Here is a 16,300-nt window from a genome sequence, read left to right on the forward strand (position 1 = left end):
TGCCACCAACCCACGTTCCGGTACCGCCTAGCGACGCGCCGCGGCGGCCTCCACCTTCTGCTTGATCAGTTGCATCTGGATGGGCGTGTTGCGGTTGAGGCGCTCCTGCATCGTCGCGTCGTCGACCGGCGCCTCCGCCTTCATCTCGAAGTCCTGCACCCAGCGCATGCGCACGCCGTCGTCCTCCCGCAGGTACTCCCAGTAGATCCACATGTACTTGAACGGACCGGTCTCCACCCGCTGCGAGCGGACGGTCCGGGTGGCCTCGTCCGGGCGCCGCGCCGACACCCAGCTCCACACCTTGCCGTTCTCGTCGGGGTGCAGCGCGAGCCTGAAGAGGATCGTGCCGTCCCGGTCCGAGAGGATCTTGGCCTCGGAGTATTCGCTGAACAGCTCCGTCCACGACTCGATGTCGTTGGTCATGTCCCAGACGAGCTGCATCGGCGCGGCGATGACGATCTCGTTGTCGGTGTGCCCGGCCACGTCACGCCCCCGCCTTCGCCGTCAGCAGCGAGTTGATGTACGCGACCGCCTTGGCCGGCGTCGGCATGTTCGACACCGCGTCGTCGCTGATCTGGATGTCGTAGCGGCGTTCCACCTGGTTGCACAGCTCCAGCAGGGCCAGCGAGTCGTAGCCGAGGTCGCCGAACCCCTTCTCCGCGATGTCGCCGTCGAGATCCGCCTCGTCGGTGCCTCCCATGCGGCGCAGGATGTCCCGCAGCTCGTCCAAGTCGAAGGCGCTCATTCCAGGTTTCTCCATTCCGTCAACCGCGCCGGATTCCGGCGATTCGGACAAGGTTCGTCTCTCCGTCTGGAGAGCTTCTCGATTCGCGCTCGACACCTCAGCCGAGCACCACGGCGACGGCGTTCACCGTCACCCCCAGCAGGGCGAGCGCGGTACGTAGCAGATGCCATCGCCGCCACAGCGGCCTGGGGTCCCGCCAGCCGGGTGGCACCTCGTCCGGATCGAGGGACTTGACCACCCGGTTGATCGGGACGTTGCAGAAGTGCGAGACCACCGAGACGCCGAGCAGCAGGACGGCGGCCGTGGCGAAGAGTACGGCGGGCTCGGCTCTCGTCAGCACGGCGAGCACGACGTCGATGGTCATCGACGAGAGCACGATGATCGGCATGGTGGGATCCCACCGGCGGCCGACGAGCTGGTGGGTGTAGACGTAGCGGTCGGCCGGCATGGCGAAGAGCGCGGGCAGGACGCTCAACGCGACCGCGAACAGTACCCCGGCCACGACGCCGCTGCCCACCAGCGCCGCTATGGACAGCAGATCCGTGATCATCGCGCCGGGCCCTCGCCGCGCGGGAGCGGCTCGGCCACGGTCGCCGCGTCGTCGTCGCCGTGGCCGGCCGCCAGCACGGCGGCATACCGCTCGAGGGCGCAACCGGTCACCGGCAGCTCGGCCCCGTGCGCCAGCGCCTCCCGGCGGGCCAGGTCGAGATCCTTGTGCATGAGCGCGGCGCGGAAGGCCGCCGGCCGATACGTCCGCCCACGCATGAACTGCGCGCGGAAGGACAGCACCGGCGACCGCCAGCCACTGCTGTCGAAGACGTCCAGCAGCAGGCCGCGATCGATGCCCATGGCCTCGACGAACGTCACCGCCTCGGCCAGCCCGAGGATCTGGACGCCCAGCATCAGGTTGAACGCCAGCTTCAGCGCGCTCGCGTTGCCCGTCGGGCCGAGACGGCGGACGTCCTGGCCGATGGCGTCGAGCACCTCGCGCACGTCCTCCACCGCCGACTCCTCGCCGGCGGCGAAGACGCGCAGCTCGCCCTTGGCCGCCATGGCGGGGTTGCCCAGCACGCACGCCTCGACGCGGCGCACCCCGGCCTCGGCCAGCCGCTTGGCGGCGGCCACGGCAAATGCCGGCGTGACCGTCGAGGTGTCCACGACGATCGTGCCCGGCGGCAGCCGCCCGTCGAGCTCGCCGAACAGCACCTGCTCCACGGCGGCCTCGTCGGCGAGGCTGAGCAGCACGACCTCCGCGCCGGCCGCCGCCTCGGCCGCCGAGGCGGCGATCGTGGCGCCCGCCTCGCCCACCGGCACGGCCTTGTCCGGGCTGCGGTTGTACGCGGTGACGCTCGCGCCCGCGGCGAGCAGGGCACGCGCCATCCCGGCCCCCATGCCGCCCAGCCCGAGCACGGCGATCGACTTGGGCTGCACGTTCACCTCTCCGCGGGATGGGTCTGGATGGACAGTTGCGAGACGCAGCGCATCATGGCGTCGCGGAAATACCGGCTGAACCCGGCCTCGTCACCGGTGTCCCGCTGCTCCTGAAGGTAGGGGGCGAGCTGCTGCTCGATCAGGTGCACCCCGCGCTGGCCGGCCATGTGGCGGGCGATGGCGGCGAAGTCGCCCTCGTAGTGGATGACCCGCACCATCACGTCGTCCTTGACGAAGACCGCCGTGCCGAGCAGCCGGCCGGCCGCGGCGCCGTCGTCTCCGGTGAACACCGGGGTGTCCACCCGCTGGAAGCCGGCGAAGATCTCGGCTATCTCGTCCTCGTGCCCGGGCTTCACCCGATAGGTGATCGCCGCGTACGGCATGGCGTCCTCCTTGACTCGTCGAAAAGGGCTCAACCGAAGGCCACTTTGGCCAGCGAATCGAGCTGATCGGCATCGGACGTGCAGGGCATCAGCATGAGTTCGTCGCATCCGGCCGCGGCGTAGCCGTCGATCGTCTCGCGCAGCCGGGTGTCGTCGGCGATCAGGCTGTCGGCCAGGAAGCGGGCCTTCTGGCCTGTGTAGGCGTAGTAGTCGAGCAGGTAGCGGGTGCCGGCCTGTTTACGGTCCGCGCCGGGGGCGACGTAGGCGAGAGCGCCCAGCCTCGGCGTGTCGGTCCGGCCCGCGTCCGTCCAGACCTGCCGCACCGCGGCGGCCACCTCCGCGTACCGGTGCAGAGGGGTGCTTCCGGAGATCCAGCCGATGCCGTACCTGGCCGCCCTCGTCATCGAGGCGGCCGAGTTGCCCCCGACCCACAGCGGGATCCGCCCGCGGTCCGGGCGGGGGCCGATGCCGGGGACCGCGCCCTCACCCGACCACACGCGCTCCATCTCCTCCAGCAGTTCGTCGAGCCGGCGCCCGCGCCCGCCGTAGGGCACGCCGGTCGCGACGAAGTCGTCCTCCCGCCCGCCCGCGGCGACCCCCACCACCAGCCGGCCGTTCGCCAGCCGGTCCACGCTGGCCAGTTGCTTGGCCAGGAGCGCCGCGCTCGGCCGGTAGGCGGCCAACAGGATCGTGGGAGCCAGCGTGATGCGCTCGGTCACGGCCGCGGCGGCCGCCAGCGTCACCACGGTGTCGTAGCTGTCGTAGACCAGCCGGTCGAGCACCGCCAGCGTGCTGAAGCCGAGCCGCTCGGCCCGACGGGCGAACTCGGCCAGCTCCCGGCCGTCCGTCCCGGGGACGGTGCTCGGCAAACCGACTCCGATGTCCATGTGGCCTCCTGTCCGCGCCTTCGATCGTCTCGGCCGCCCCGACGCCGACGACGGCTCAGATCCCGCCGTCCACGTTCAGCGTCACGCCGCTGATGTACTGGGAGGTGTCCCCGGCCAGGAACAGCACCGCGCCGGCCACGTCGTTGGGCCGGCAGAGCCGCCCCAGCGCCGTGATCGCGACGATGCGCTCCACCACCTGCGGCGGCAGTCCCGCCCCCGGCTCAGTCTCGGTGAGCCCGGGCGCGACCAGGTTGACCCTGATGCCGCGGGAGCCCAGTTCCTTGCACAGCCCGCGGGTGAACCCGATCAGCGCCGCCTTCGAGGCGGAGTAGTGCACGCCGTTGACCCGCCCGCGGAGCGCCGCCGACGCCCCGATGTTGACCACCGAGGCGCCGTAGGCCAGCAGGCCCAGCATCGCCTGTGTGACCAGGTAGGCGGAGGTGACGTTGTGGTCGAGCAGCCGCCGCCACTCCTCGCCCGAGATCTCCGCGAAGGGGGCGGCGCCGTCCACGCCGACGTTGTTGACCAGGACATCGAGGCCTCCGAGCTCGGCCTCCACGGTGCCGGCCAGTCGGCGGTTGTCCTCAGAGTCGGTCACGTCCGCCCGCACCACCCGGTTGCGGTCGCCGAGTTCCTTCAGCTCCGTGGCGAGGCTGTCGGCGTCCTCGCCCCCGGTGTGGTGACACGCCAGAACGTGTGCGCCGGCCCGCGCGAAGGCGAGGACCGTGGCCCGGCCGATGCCCCTGGTGCCACCGGTCACCAGCACGCGCTTGCCGTGTAGTCCTTGATCCACCAGACCATTCCTCTCGCTGCGTCGTACGGCTCGGCCCATCGTGCAGGCACCGGCTGGTCCGCCCCTCGAGCCCCGGTCGAGAGCCGGCGGCCCCGGCCCCTGCCTCCAACCGGCTTCGAGCCTGTCTCCACCCCCTGGTGGAAGCGTCGCCAGCGACCCGGCACGACCGTCGGCGACGGGTGCGAGAAAGGAAGTCACGAATGACGGGCATCGCTCCGGACGTCACCACCCCTACCGGACTCATCCGGCTGTGCAACGCCTTTTGCGAGGCGAAAGCCCTGCTCACCGCAGTGGAACTCGACCTGTTCACCGAACTGCACGACAACCCGGCGACCGAGGAGGAGATCCGGGAGCGGCTCGGGCTGCACGGCCGCGGCCTGCGCGACTTCCTGCTCCTGCTGACCGCCCTCGGCCTGCTCGAGCGGCAGGGCGACGGCTACCGCAACGCCCCCGGCTCCGACCAGTACCTGGTGCGGGAGCAGCCGACCTACATCGGCGGGTTCATGCGCCGGGCCAATGACAACCTCTACCCGGCGTGGGGCAGACTGTCCGACGCCCTGCGCACCGGCCTGCCGCAGGCGCGGGGCGACTTCCAGGACGTCCTGCGCGAGCCGAAGGTGCTCGGCCGGTTCATCCAGATGATGGACGCGCTGACCCAGGTCCTGGGGCCGCAGCTCATCGAGGCGTTCGACTTCTCCGGCTACGCGACGCTGCTCGACGTGGGCGGCTGCCGGGGCAACCTCGCCGGCCAGATCGTCAAGGCACACCCGGAGCTGACCGGCAACGTGTTCGACCTGCCGCAGATGGAGCCGTTCTTCACCGAGCACATGGCTGGCCTCGACCTGACCGGGAGGGTGCACTTCAACGGCGGCGACTTCTTCCAGGACCCGCTGCCGCAGGCCGACGTCGTGGTCATCGGTCACGTGCTGCACGACTACGACGCCGACAGCCGCCGCTCCCTGGTGCAGAAGGCCGGCGCGGCGGTCCGGCCCGGCGGCGCGCTGGTGGTCTACGACCGGATGCTGGACGAGGGCCCGGCCCAGGTGGAGAACCTGGTGATCAGCCTGGACATGCTGCTGGTCACCGAGGGCGGCTCGGAGTACCCGGTCGAGGAGCTCCGGCAGCACGCCGCGCTGGCCGGCTTCACCTCGCTGGAGGAGAAGCGGCTTGGGGACTTCGACACCCTATTGATCTGCCGCAGAGGCTGAGGCTTCCGGGTGCCGGGGCACCGCGAACTGGGTGACGCAGCGCAGCCGGCTGGCGTGGAAGGTCCGCAGGAACCCCTCCACCGTGCCGGTGTCGCGCGGCTTGTTCAGGTAGGGGGCGAGCTTGCGCTCGACCTCCGCCACCCCCGGCTGGGCGGCCATGAACCGGATCACCGCGTCGAGGTCGCCCTCGTACTCGATGAACCGCACCAGCGTGCTGTCCCGGATGAACACCGCCGTGGCGAGGATGCGGCCCGCCTGGGCGCCGTCGGCCCCGGAGACCACGTTCCCCGCAGGCCGCCGGAAGTTGTTGAACACCTCGGCGACCTCGTCCTCGCATCCGCCCTTGATGTCATAAGTGATCGCCGTGTACGGCATGGCAACTCCTCGGGATCGCGAACGTCGCCCCAGGATGCGCACCGGGGCTCGAAACGCCCTCGCGAACCGCTCGGTCGTGACGCGGCCCCCACTCCATGCCGACTTGATTCGCCTTTGAGCCGCCGGTGGGAGCTTGCCATGAACGGCAGGACCCTGACCGGCGCAAAGGCGGCCGAAGCGACCTGTCACCCAAAGGAGGATTCGGGATGACCATGAACTCGACCGACCGTGTCCCGGAGTCGCAGGGTCCTGGCGAGGAGCAGCAGGAGCTGCTCATGATGCTGGCCGGCAAGTGGGTCGCCGGCACGTTGAACGTGCTCGCCCGCCTCGGCGTCGCCGACCTGCTCGCCGACGGTCCCCGCGGCGTCGACGAGCTCGCCGCCGAGACGGACACCCACGCGCCGACGCTGCACCGGTTCCTGCGCGCCGCCGCGTCCGTCGGCGTCTTCGCCGAACGCGCGGACAAGCGTTTCGAGCTGACGCCGAAGGCGCAGTACCTGCGCAGTGATGTGCCGGGCTCGCTCAGGTACCTCGCCTACTTCTACGGCGAGACCACCGTCTGGAACTGCTGGGGTTACGCCATCGACACCGTACGCACGGGCGAGCCGAACGGCCGCAAGCTGCGTGACGGCAAGAACTTCTTCGAGTACCTGGAGCAGGAGGCCCCGGAGTTCGCCGCGGCGTTCCACAAGGCCATGTCCGAGCTGAACGAGAGCCGCGCGCCGAAGATCGCCGACTCCTTCGACTTCGGGCGGTTCGCCAAGATCGCCGACATCGGCGGCGGCCAGGGCAGGTTCCTGTCGGCGATCCTGCGGCGCTACCCCGCTTCGCGCGGCATCCTGTTCGACATCGAGACCGCCATCGCGTCGGCGCCGCCCGTCCTGGCCGCGCAGGGCGTCGCCGACCGGGTCGAGCTGGTCAGCGGCAGCTTCTTCGACCAGGTGCCGAGCGGCGCGAACGCGTACACGCTCAAGGCCGTCATGCACGACTGGGCGGACGCCGAGTGCCGCAAGGTGCTCGGCCGGATCCGGCAGGCGATCGGCGACGACGCCGAGGCCCGCGTGCTGATCGTCGACGGGGTGGTCCCCGAGGGCAACGAACCCCACTACATCAAGCTGATGGACATCTCGATGGCGGTGACCAACGGGGGCCGCGAGCGGACCGTCGCCGACTGGACGGGCCTCTTGGAGGAGTCGGGCTTCGAGGTCGTCGCGATCCACCCGACAGAGCCGCCGCACAGCATCGTGGAGGCCCGCCCAGTATGAGCAGCAGCGTATGAGCAGCGTGTGAGCAGGAAGGCGAGGAAGATGAGCACCGAAGAGCCCATCCCGTACCCGTTCCCCCGCCCGGGGGCGCTCGACGTGCCGGCCGAGCTGCGGGCCCTGCGCGATCGGCCGGTGATCCCCGTGGTGCTGCCGAGCGGCGACCGGGCGGTGCTGGTGACACGGTACGAGGACGTGCGGTCCGTGCTGACGGACCCGGCGGTCAGCCGCAACCTCAACCGCCCGGACGCGGCCCGCATGACCTCGAACAACAAGATGTTCCAGGACGAGAAGATGGATCCGGACCCGCCGGAGCACACCCGGGTCCGGCGGCTGGTGATGAAGGCGTTCACGGCCACGATGGTGGAGAACCTGCGCCCCAAGGTGCAGGAGATCGTGGACGAGCTGGTGACGAAGATGGAGAACGGGCCGTGCCCGGCGGACGTGTCGGAGGCCGTCGCGTTCCCGCTCTCCATCCGGGTCATCTGCGACCTGCTGGGCGTGCCGACGGAGGACCAGGACCGCTTCCGCGGCTGGACCGACCGGTTCCTGTCCACCGGAAAGTACTCCGGGCCGGAGATCGGCGCGGCGATGGCCGAGATCAACGCCTACATGGGTCAGCTGATCGAGACCAGGCGGGCGCATCCCCGTGACGACCTGATCAGCGCGCTGACGCAGGTCCACGAGGACGACGACACCCGCCTGAGCGAGTACGAGCTGCACTGGTGGTGCCGGCTGCTCCTGCTGGTCGGCTACGAGACCACGGCCAGCCAGATCGGCTACATGGTGGCGAAGGTGCTGGCCCATCCCGACCAGCTCGCCCGGCTGCGCGCGGACCTGTCCCTGGTGCCGCTCGCCGTCGAGGAGGTGCTGCGCTGGAAGCTGCTCAACGGCTCGCTGTCGATGCTGCGCTACGTCACCGAGGACATCGAGGTCGGCGGGGTGACGGTGTCGAAGGGAACCAGCATCATTCCGGCTGTCGAGTCGGCCAACTGGGACGAGAACGTGTTCTCCTGTCCGCACGAGTTCGACGTCGCGCGGGCGGACAACCATCACCTGACGTTCAGCGTGGGGCCGCACTTCTGCATCGGCGCCTCGCTGGCCCGTTCGGAGCTGCAGATCGTTCTGGAGACGCTGCTGCGCAGGTTCCCCGACCTGCGACTGGCCGTGCCCGTGAACGAGCTGGGGCGCAGCGAGGGCACGCTCATCGGCGGGCTGCTCCAAGTCCCTGTGGAGTGGTGAGCATGCGCGTGACGGTCAACCGCGACACCTGCTGCGGCAGCGGCCTGTGCGTGGTCGCCGTGCCGCAGGTGTTCGGCCACGACGACGAGACAGTCGTCGTGGTGAACGAGCCGGAGCCGCCGGCCGCGCTCGCGGACCTCGTCCGCGAGGCGGCCCGGCGCTGCCCGACCGGGACGATCCGGCTGCTCGACGACGAGTGAGCCGATGCCCACACGAAGAAGACGAGTGAGCTGATGCCCGCTCGAAGAAGCCGCCGGCGGATCGACCGCCGGCGGCTTCTTCGTGTCAGGCCCGTGCTCAGCCCACCAGGAGTCTCGCCTCCACGTCCGGGTCCAGCCCCGCCAGCTCGTGGGCCGCGCGGTAGCCCTGCTGGGACCCCTCGGGCGTGTCCCCCTCCACCTCGCGCAGCCAGGCCCAGGTGTCGGCCACGGTCTCCTCGATGGGGCGGCAGCGCAGCCCGGCGGCCACCGCCTTGGACACGTCGGTCCGGTGCAGCAGCTCGTACATCTCGCCGGGCGGCAGCCAGGCCGGCAGGCCGGTCCACGGCCGGACACCCGCCGCCAGGATCGGCTCCGGGTCGATCCAGCGCAGCTCGGCGCCGGCTCCGGTGACCTCGACGCAGGCGGTGAGGAAGTCCTCCATCGTGGCGTGCTCCGGCGGGCACACCAGGTTGTAGGCGCCGTGCAGGCCCCGCCCGGCGGCGTCCAGGATCCAGGTGGCCAGGTCGCGGACGTCGATGTACTGCAGGGAGGCGGTCCGCGGCCCCGGCGCGAGCTGGGGGCCGCCGCGGACGGCGCGGCGCAGCCACCACGGCACCCGCCCGGAGTTCTCCCGAGGGCCGAAGATCAGCCCCGGCCGCACGCGCAGGGCCCGGTCGCCGAGCGCCTGCTCCGCGGCCACCTCCCCGCCCGCCTTGGCATCCCGGTAGTCGGTGTCGCCGTCGTCCGGCGAGCCGGCCACCACCGGCCGCTCCTCGGTGAGCGGCGCGGGGACGGGGAAGTCGTAGATCCCGCGGCTGGAGATGTAGGTGTAGTGGCCGATGCGGCCGTCCAGCAGTCGCAGCGTGTCGCGGACCACCCGCGGCGCGCCGGACCACGTGTCCACCGCCAGGTCCCACTCGCCTTCCGCGAGGGGCGCCATGCCGTCCGGGAGGCTCCGGTCGCCGTTGAGCGCCTTCACGCCGGGCGGCGGCTCGTGCCGCCCCCGGTGGAACACCGTCACCTCCCAGCCTCTGGCCACCGCCGCCTCGGTCACGGCGCGGCCGACGAACTCCGTACCACCAAGCAGGAGAATACGCATCTGATCCCTATCTCCAGGCAATCGGACCGGTTCATCCGGAAGAGCGGCCGACACGCACCGCTCCGGACGGGCAGAGGCGCTCCGCGCGGAGCGCCTTGTCCCACGCCTCTCCGGAAGGCGCCTCCGTCAGCACCACCACTAACCCGTTCTCGTCCTGGTCGAAGACGCCGGGCGCGGTCAGCGCGCACATGCCGGCGCCGATGCACACCCGCTGGTCTCCCTCCACACCCATTTCCGAGGTCTCCTCCCCCGCGCTCACCAGGTGACCGGCAGCGCGTCGATGCCCTGGATCGCGCCCGGCGGGCGGGCGGTCAGCTCCTCCGCGGACACGGTCATGCGCAGCGTCGGGATCCGCTGCCACAGCGCCGTAAGCGCGATCTGCAGCTCCAGCCGCGCGAGGTTCTGGCCGAGGCACTGGTGGCGGCCGTAGCCGAAGGCGATGTGACCGCCGGCGTCGCGGCCGGCGTCGAACGTGTCGGGATTCTCGAAGACCTCCGCGTCCCGGTTGGCGAGCGAGCCGGGGATCAGGATGCCCTCCCCCTCCTTGATCACCACTCCGTCGATCTCGATGTCGGCGGTGGCGACCCGGAGGTTCGCGCTGTCGGCGATCGACTGGAAGCGCAGCAGCTCCTCCACGGCGGGCGTGATCGCCTCGGGGTCGGCCCGGATCGCGGCGAGCTGGTCGGGGTTCTCCATCAGCGTGACCGCGCCGAGGGAGATCATGGCCGCGGTGGTCTCGTGTCCCGCGATGAGCAGCGACATGGCCGCCAGGGCGAGGTCGTCGTCGGAGATCTGGCCGGTGCCGGCCAGTCGTCCGATGAGGCCGGCACTGTCCGGTGTCTTCTTGTACTCGGTGACCAGGTGCTCGAAGTAGGCCAGCAGTTCGGCGCCCGCCTGTCGGCCCTCCGCGGTGTCGAAGGTCCGCACCAGCCGGCGGATGGCGTCCTGGAAGAAGTCGCGGTCCTCCCAGGGGGCGCCGAGCAGGCGGCAGATGACCCGGAAGGGCACGGGCAGGGCGAACTCCCGGTACAGGTCGGCCGGCGGGCCGTGCTCCATCATCTCGTCAAGCGCCTCATGCACGATGCGCTCGATGTCGGCCCGCCGCTCGCGCACCTTCTTCAGCGTGAAGTCCGGCAGGAACATCCGCCGCTGGATGTCGTGCTCCGGCGGGTCCATCCCGATCAGCGCCTGGCGCTTGCGCTCGGTCAGCAGCACGACCTGCACCGAGATGACCGGGAAGCCCGGACGCCTGCGGTCGGAGGACAGTCTCGGGTCCTTCAGCAGCGTCCGGGCCTGGTCGTATCGGGTGACCAGCCACGCGAGCTGCCCGGCGTGGGTCGTCACCCGGCGCAGCGCCGGGCCCTGCCGCAGCTCCGCGTACGCCGGAGGTGGAAGGTGGGGGCAGACGCGGGCCTGGGGGAAGGCGGGCGGTGCTGTGGTCATCGCTGCTCCTGCTCGTGTCCTGAACAACCGGCCGGCGGGCGCATCAATGTCCCCCGGCCACGTAGATCACCTGGCCGCTGACATTCCCGTTGGCCTCCGACCCCAGGAACAGCACGGTGTTGGCGACGTCCGCGGGTGTCGACACCTTGCCGACGGGGCGGTCCTGGTTGAGCATCCGCTTGATCCGCACGTCGTCGAGGCCGGCGAATCTCGCCTGCTTCTCCTCCGGGAAGCGGCGCAGGAAGCCCCTGCTCACGGTGGCCCCTGGAGCCACCACGTTGACGAGGATCCCGTCGGGGGCCAGCTCGGTGGCCAGCGTGCGGCCGAGACCGTGCAGCGCCATCTTGCTCGACACGAACGCCTCGTCGCCGGTGGCCCCGCGGGTGACGATGTTCGCCGAGATGAGGATGATGCGGCCCCATCCCTGGCGCCGCATGGCCGGCAGGACGGCCTGCACGGTGTGGAAGGAGCCCTCGACGTCCGCGCGCAGCAGCGGCGACCACTCCTCGGGCGGGACGTCCTCGAAGGGCACGGGGGTGGTGCGGGTGCCGTCCTGCGCGGACGCGCTGAGCACGAGGACGTCGAGCCGCCCCCACTCGTCGATCACGGCGCCCACGGCCGAGCGGATGGCCGCCGGGTCGGTGAGGTCGTACTTCACCACCAGTGCCTGGCCGCCTCGATCGCCGATGGCGCGCGCCAGCTCTTCCGCGCGTCCGGCATTGTTCCGGAAGGTCAGCGCGACGCGGGCACCTTCGGCCGCGAACGCCTCGGCCATGGCGGCTCCGATGGATCCGCTGCCTCCAGTGACCAGGACGACCTTGCCGGCGAGTCCGAGTTCCATACTGGCTCCCTTCAGTGTGTAGCGTCCCGGTCGGGCGTCGATGTCTGCTCGAATCCGGCTGAAGCGGGCGATGTACGCATGGCGTCAGTAACGGGTCCCGGCGGTCGCGCTCTGGACCACCTGGAGCTGGTTGCCCTGGGTGTCGAAGGCGGTGCCGGTCCCCGACGCCTCCCACGAGTTGGCGGAGGTGAACTTGCCGTTCTGCTGCACGCGCACCTCGCCGACCCAGCGTCCGTCGTCGTCGGCGTACATGAAATGGCGGAAGGCGTACTGGAAGCCACCGGAGGTGAGGTGCCACGAGCCGAGGCTGAGGTGGCCCGCCCCGGTCGTCGTCCCGAAGAAGATGCCGTCGGCGACGAAGGCGAACAAGCCCGCTTCCGACGGAATGTTCGGGGACTGGAAGGTCACCTGGACCGCCCAGGTGCCGAGCAGCGGGATGAGCCGCCCCTCCTTCGTGCTGCTGTCGGCGGTGGCGGCCGTCGCCCCTCCGAGCAGGCCGAGGCCGACCAGCGGGGCGAGGGTCCCGCCGCGGCTGAGCAGGCTACGTCGATTCAGTTCCGTTCTCATGCGAACTCCTTCCGAACTCTGAGGCTCTCCTTTATCCGGCGGGCTGCTCGAGCGGCGGTCCAACCTGGATCGGCCGCCGCTCGGCCGCTGCCTGCTCGGTCCTCGAGGCGGACCTGTGAGCCTGAGCGCGCGGGCGCGGCCCGCCGCACTGATGAGGCCTCACAGAAGGGACAGCCTTGGCATGAAGCTCGGTGTCAATCTCTCCTACCTCGACTCGGTGGAGGTCGCGCGGGAGGCCGAACGGCTCGGGTACGACGTCGCGGTCGTCCCGGAGGGGTTCCGCGCGGACGGCGCGACCGTCCTCGGTGCCGTGGCCACCGCGACCACGCGGATCGGCCTGGCCTCCGGCGTCTTCCAGATTCCCGGCCGCACGCCGGCGATGACCGCCCTGACCGCCTCGACGCTCGACGCCCTGTCCGGAGGCCGGTTCCGGCTCGGGCTCGGGGTGTCGAACCCGGACATCTCAGAGGGCTGGCACGGCGTCCCGTTCCGGCGGCCGCTCGGCCGTACCCGGGAGTACGTGGACATCGTGCGCCGCACGCTCGCCCGCGAGCCGGTCACCCACGACGGCGCGCACTTCCGGCTCCCGCCCGAGGGGTGCACGGCGACGCCGTTGCGGCTGTACAGCGAGCCCGTGGCCGAGCGGATCCCGATCTATCTCGCCGCCGTCGCGCCAGGCGGCCTCGAGCTGGCCGGTGAGATCGCCGACGGCTGGCTGGGCGCGTTCTCCCCGCCGGACGAGCTGCCGAAGACCATCGAGTCGCTGCGCGCCGGCAGGCTGCGCGCCGGGCTGCCGCTCGCCGGGTTCGAGGTGCTCTGCGGGATCCCCATGGCGCTGGGCGCCGACGTCGAGGCGTCCGCCACGCCGATCCGGGGTTACCTGTCGCACTTCCTCGGCATGGGCGGCCGCAGCCGCAACGTCTACCTGTCGCTCTTCGAGCGGATGGGGTACGGCCGCGAGACCGGCGTCGTGCACGAACGCATGGCCGCGGGCGACCCGCACGGCGCCGCCGCGGCGGTGCCGGCCGGCCTGGTGGACCGCATCTCACTCCTCGGCACCCCGGACCGGATCGCCGCCCGGATGCGGGCGTACGCGGAGCAGGGCATCACCACCCTGGTGATCTCACCCTTCGGCGGTACGACGGCCGAGCGGATCCAGATCCTGCGGATCGCCGCGACGGCGCTCGGCCTAGCCGGCCTCGCGGCCTGACCGCCATGGGCGCCCGCGAGAAGAGCCGGTGGGGGACCGCGCTGCGCGGGCTGCGCGGCAACCCCTGGGCGGTCATGACGACCACCTGCCTCGGATACTTCATCACGATCCTGAACTCCACATCGGTCAGCATCGCCGTCCCGGAGATCCAGACCGGCCTCGGTGCGAGTCTCAGCGAGGTGCTGTGGGTGGTCGGCGGCTACGTGCTGGCCCTCGCGGTGCTGACCGTCACCGCCGGCCGGCTGGGAGACGTGGCCGGCCCTCGGAACGTGTTCCTGGCCGGGATGGTGGTGTTCGCCATCGCCTCGGCACTGTGCGGGTTCGCCCAGTCGCCGTGGCAGCTCATCGCCGCCCGCCTGCTTCAGGGCGTCGGCGCCGCGCTGATCATCCCGCAGACGCTCACGATGATGACCCTCGTCTTCCCGCCGGAGCGGCGGGGGCGGGCCAGCGCGGTGTGGGGTGTGACCGCCGGGCTGGCCGGCGTGGCGGGTCCGACGCTCGGCGGCCTGCTGGTCTCCACCGCCGGCTGGCGCTCGGTCTTCGCCGTGAACCTGCCGGTCGGCGTGCTGATCGTGGTGCTCACCCTGCTGGTGGTCCCGCCCGGGCACGCCCGGCGGGCCAGGCGGCTGAACGCGATGGGGGCGGCCCTGGCCGGCGCGGGGCTGGGCGCGATCACGTTCGGTCTGCTGGAGGGCAGGAACTACGGCTGGGGCACGGTCGTGTCGTTCGTGACCGTGCCGATGGTCATCGTGGTGGGATGCCTGCTCCTGGCCGGGTTCGTGATCCACCAGCACCGGGCGCGGGAGCCGCTGGTGCCGACGAGGTTGTTCGCCGACCGGACGTTCACGCTGATGACCGTCTCCATGGCGGCCGTCTCGATGTGCGTGATCACGCTCTCGCTGACCATGACGCTCTACTTGCAGACGGTGCTCGGCATGCCGGCCGCGCAGGCCGGGCTCACGCTGGCGCCGTGGGCGCTGGGCATGACGTTCGGGTTCCCCGTCACGAGCCGCCTGGTCGACCGGTTCGGCGGCGAGCGGGTGCTGCTGGGCGGGCTGACCGTGTACGCCGCCGCCCTCACCGCCGTCGGGCTGCTCTGCCGGCCGGGCGTGGGCGGGCACCTGCTCATGGTGCCGCTGGCGGTCGCCGGCCTGTCGCAGTCCGCGGCGTTCGGCCCGATCACCTCGCTAGCGATGCGGGATGTCGGCGCCGACCTGGCGGGGGCCGCCTCCGGGGTGTTCAACACGATCCGCCAGACCGGGACGCTGATCGGGGTCTCCGTGCTGGGCACGGTGCTGCAGGCCCGGCTGAACGGCGGCATCGGGGAGGCGGTCAGGCAGGCCGCCGGGCCGTTGCCCGCCCAGTACCGCGGCCCGTTCGCCGAGGCGGTGGCCGGGGCGGCCGCCCGCGGCGAGGGAGCCGCGATCGTGGTGCCGCCCGGCGTGCCCGGCGAGACGGCGGAGCGGATGCGGACGCTCGCCGAGGCCGCGTACGGGGCCGCGTTCGGCTCGGCGGTCAGGTTCACGCTGCTGGTCTGCGCCGCGAGCGTGGTGCTCGCGGCGCTGGGCTCCTACCTGAACGGGCGGGCCCGGGCCATCAGTGCGGAACCCGCCCCACAGCCAGATGCAAGTCGGTCCCCGTCGGCGTGATGCCGGCGAACTCCAGGCCGGCTCGCTTGAACAGGGCGGCGTAGTCCTGCTCGGTGCGCTCCTTGCCGCCCATGACCAGCAGCATGTGCAGGTCCATCGACGGCACGAACTTGCTCTCCGGCGGGTCCTGCAGCAACGGGTCGGCAATGACGATCCGCGCCCCCGGCTTCGCCGAGGCCGCCACGTTGCGAAGGATCTGCTCGCAGTCGTCGTCCTCGTACATGTGCAGCGTCAGCTTGAACACGTACAGGTCGGCGCTGAAGGGCACCTCGCGGAAGTAGTCGCCGGTCACCAGCGCGCAGCGGTCGGAGAACGGGCCGGACAGCAGTTCGTCGTCGACCACGGCCAGCGTGGCCTCGGTGTCGAACCAGACTCCGGACAGGCGCGGGGCGTGCTCCAGGATCGCGCGCAGCAGCGTCCCCTCCCCCGCGCCCATGTCGGCGACGGTATGGGCCTCCTCCAGGGGCAGCGCGCGCACCAGCTTCGGGTTCATCTGGTCCGACCAGGACGTCATCCCGCGGAACATCCTCGCCTGCGCCTCGGGGTGGTCCTTGAGATAGCCGAAGAAGTCGGTGCCGAAGACGTCGGGGAACAGGCACTTGCCGGCGCGGACCGCGTCGGCGAGTTTGCCCCACATCACCCAGCCCCAGTCGGACGGGGTGAGCAAGGTGTCGATCAGGCCGCCAGGGGCGTCCCTGCGCATCGAGCGGGACATGTCCGTGTGCGCGTACGTGTCCGGAGTCACCTGCTCGAAGATGCCGTACGCGACGAGCGCGCGCAGCAGGCGGGCCAGTGCCTTCGGCTCGGCCGCGACCCGCGCGGCGATCTCGACTACCGGCGTGGGCCCGTCGCCGACCGCGTCGGCCAGACCCAGCTCCGCCGCTGCCCGCACGATCGCGGCGTCGTGCACCGAGTTGGACAGACGGCGAACCCTGGCCGCGGGAGACGATTCCATGCTGCTGCTC

The 16,300-nt window shown here is 71.3% G+C and carries 20 protein-coding genes; 6 read left to right on the forward strand and 14 right to left on the reverse strand.

The features are described 5' to 3' along the window. Positions 1-27 precede the first annotated feature (27 nt). The 7 genes from LDL49_RS45775 to LDL49_RS45805 form a co-directional block, all read right to left on the reverse strand. Positions 28-483, reverse strand: a complete 456-nt coding sequence (locus LDL49_RS45775) for an SRPBCC family protein (protein ID WP_225301217.1) — start codon at positions 481-483, stop codon at positions 28-30. Between the two features lies 1 nt (position 484). Next, a complete protein-coding gene (locus LDL49_RS45780) occupies positions 485-745 on the reverse strand; it encodes an acyl carrier protein (RefSeq protein WP_225301218.1) in 261 nt (86 codons plus the stop codon). A gap of 97 nt (positions 746-842) precedes the next feature. After that, a complete protein-coding gene (locus LDL49_RS45785; protein WP_225301219.1) occupies positions 843-1,295 on the reverse strand; it encodes an anthrone oxygenase family protein in 453 nt (150 codons plus the stop codon). Then, positions 1,292-2,182, reverse strand: a complete 891-nt coding sequence (locus tag LDL49_RS45790; RefSeq protein WP_225301220.1) for an NAD(P)-dependent oxidoreductase — start codon at positions 2,180-2,182, stop codon at positions 1,292-1,294. Before LDL49_RS45790 ends, LDL49_RS45785 begins: the two co-directional genes overlap by 4 nt. Next, positions 2,179-2,559, reverse strand: coding sequence for a SchA/CurD-like domain-containing protein (locus LDL49_RS45795; protein WP_225301221.1), 381 nt, complete (start codon positions 2,557-2,559; stop codon positions 2,179-2,181). The genes LDL49_RS45790 and LDL49_RS45795 overlap by 4 nt, the downstream gene beginning before the upstream one ends. Positions 2,560-2,588: 29 nt before the next feature. Beyond that, entirely contained in the window at positions 2,589-3,446 is an 858-nt protein-coding gene (locus LDL49_RS45800) for an LLM class flavin-dependent oxidoreductase (protein ID WP_225301222.1), read from the reverse strand. Positions 3,447-3,501: 55 nt separating this feature from the next. Next, positions 3,502-4,239 carry an SDR family NAD(P)-dependent oxidoreductase gene (locus tag LDL49_RS45805; protein ID WP_225301223.1) on the reverse strand — a complete coding sequence of 246 codons (738 nt, stop codon included), beginning with the start codon at positions 4,237-4,239 and terminating at the stop codon, positions 3,502-3,504. Positions 4,240-4,439: 200 nt separating this feature from the next. On the opposite strand from LDL49_RS45805, the gene LDL49_RS45810 reads away from it, so the two are divergent. Further along, positions 4,440-5,447: a methyltransferase gene (locus tag LDL49_RS45810; RefSeq protein WP_225301224.1), complete on the forward strand. Its 1,008-nt coding sequence runs from the start codon at positions 4,440-4,442 to the stop codon at positions 5,445-5,447. Here LDL49_RS45810 and LDL49_RS45815 read toward each other — a convergent pair. Further along, positions 5,424-5,822 (reverse strand): SchA/CurD-like domain-containing protein, encoded by a 399-nt coding sequence (locus LDL49_RS45815; RefSeq protein ID WP_225301225.1) that lies wholly within the window; start codon positions 5,820-5,822, stop codon positions 5,424-5,426. The two genes, LDL49_RS45810 and LDL49_RS45815, sit on opposite strands and share 24 nt — an antisense overlap. 206 nt (positions 5,823-6,028) lie before the next feature. On the opposite strand from LDL49_RS45815, the gene LDL49_RS45820 reads away from it, so the two are divergent. From LDL49_RS45820 to LDL49_RS45830, 3 genes are read left to right on the forward strand one after another with little or no spacing between them, the layout of a single operon-like run. Continuing rightward, complete coding sequence (locus tag LDL49_RS45820) at positions 6,029-7,087, forward strand: methyltransferase (protein ID WP_225301226.1); 1,059 nt, start codon at positions 6,029-6,031, stop codon at positions 7,085-7,087. A gap of 42 nt (positions 7,088-7,129) precedes the next feature. Continuing rightward, positions 7,130-8,326: a cytochrome P450 gene (locus LDL49_RS45825; RefSeq protein WP_225301227.1), complete on the forward strand. Its 1,197-nt coding sequence runs from the start codon at positions 7,130-7,132 to the stop codon at positions 8,324-8,326. Between the two features lie 2 nt (positions 8,327-8,328). Then, the gene (locus tag LDL49_RS45830) at positions 8,329-8,526 is read left to right on the forward strand and encodes a ferredoxin (protein WP_225301228.1); all 198 of its coding nucleotides are present in this window, start codon (positions 8,329-8,331) and stop codon (positions 8,524-8,526) included. 97 nt (positions 8,527-8,623) lie between these two features. Here the strand turns inward: LDL49_RS45830 and LDL49_RS45835 are convergent, their stop codons facing one another. From LDL49_RS45835 to LDL49_RS45855, 5 genes are all read right to left on the reverse strand, one after another. After that, positions 8,624-9,625 carry an NAD-dependent epimerase/dehydratase family protein gene (locus LDL49_RS45835; protein WP_225301229.1) on the reverse strand — a complete coding sequence of 334 codons (1,002 nt, stop codon included), beginning with the start codon at positions 9,623-9,625 and terminating at the stop codon, positions 8,624-8,626. 31 nt (positions 9,626-9,656) lie between these two features. Beyond that, positions 9,657-9,857: a ferredoxin gene (locus LDL49_RS45840; protein ID WP_225301230.1), complete on the reverse strand. Its 201-nt coding sequence runs from the start codon at positions 9,855-9,857 to the stop codon at positions 9,657-9,659. 23 nt (positions 9,858-9,880) lie between these two features. Beyond that, positions 9,881-11,068 (reverse strand): cytochrome P450, encoded by a 1,188-nt coding sequence (locus LDL49_RS45845; RefSeq protein WP_225301231.1) that lies wholly within the window; start codon positions 11,066-11,068, stop codon positions 9,881-9,883. 43 nt (positions 11,069-11,111) lie between these two features. Further along, positions 11,112-11,909: an SDR family NAD(P)-dependent oxidoreductase gene (locus LDL49_RS45850; RefSeq protein WP_225301232.1), complete on the reverse strand. Its 798-nt coding sequence runs from the start codon at positions 11,907-11,909 to the stop codon at positions 11,112-11,114. 84 nt (positions 11,910-11,993) lie between these two features. Next, entirely contained in the window at positions 11,994-12,476 is a 483-nt protein-coding gene (locus LDL49_RS45855; protein WP_225301233.1) for a hypothetical protein, read from the reverse strand. Between the two features lie 181 nt (positions 12,477-12,657). On the opposite strand from LDL49_RS45855, the gene LDL49_RS45860 reads away from it, so the two are divergent. Both LDL49_RS45860 and LDL49_RS45865 read left to right on the forward strand, forming a co-directional pair. Next, positions 12,658-13,686 (forward strand): LLM class flavin-dependent oxidoreductase, encoded by a 1,029-nt coding sequence (locus LDL49_RS45860; RefSeq protein WP_225301234.1) that lies wholly within the window; start codon positions 12,658-12,660, stop codon positions 13,684-13,686. A gap of 5 nt (positions 13,687-13,691) precedes the next feature. After that, on the forward strand, positions 13,692-15,335 hold the full coding sequence (locus tag LDL49_RS45865; RefSeq protein WP_225301235.1) for a DHA2 family efflux MFS transporter permease subunit: 1,644 nt from the start codon (positions 13,692-13,694) through the stop codon (positions 15,333-15,335). On the opposite strand, the gene LDL49_RS45870 is transcribed toward LDL49_RS45865, so the two are convergent. After that, complete coding sequence (locus tag LDL49_RS45870; RefSeq protein WP_225301236.1) at positions 15,283-16,290, reverse strand: methyltransferase; 1,008 nt, start codon at positions 16,288-16,290, stop codon at positions 15,283-15,285. The two genes, LDL49_RS45865 and LDL49_RS45870, sit on opposite strands and share 53 nt — an antisense overlap. Between the last annotated feature and the right edge of the window lie 10 nt (positions 16,291-16,300).

This window comes from Nonomuraea aurantiaca, assembly GCF_020215705.1.
Lineage (GTDB): Bacteria > Actinomycetota > Actinomycetes > Streptosporangiales > Streptosporangiaceae > Nonomuraea > Nonomuraea aurantiaca.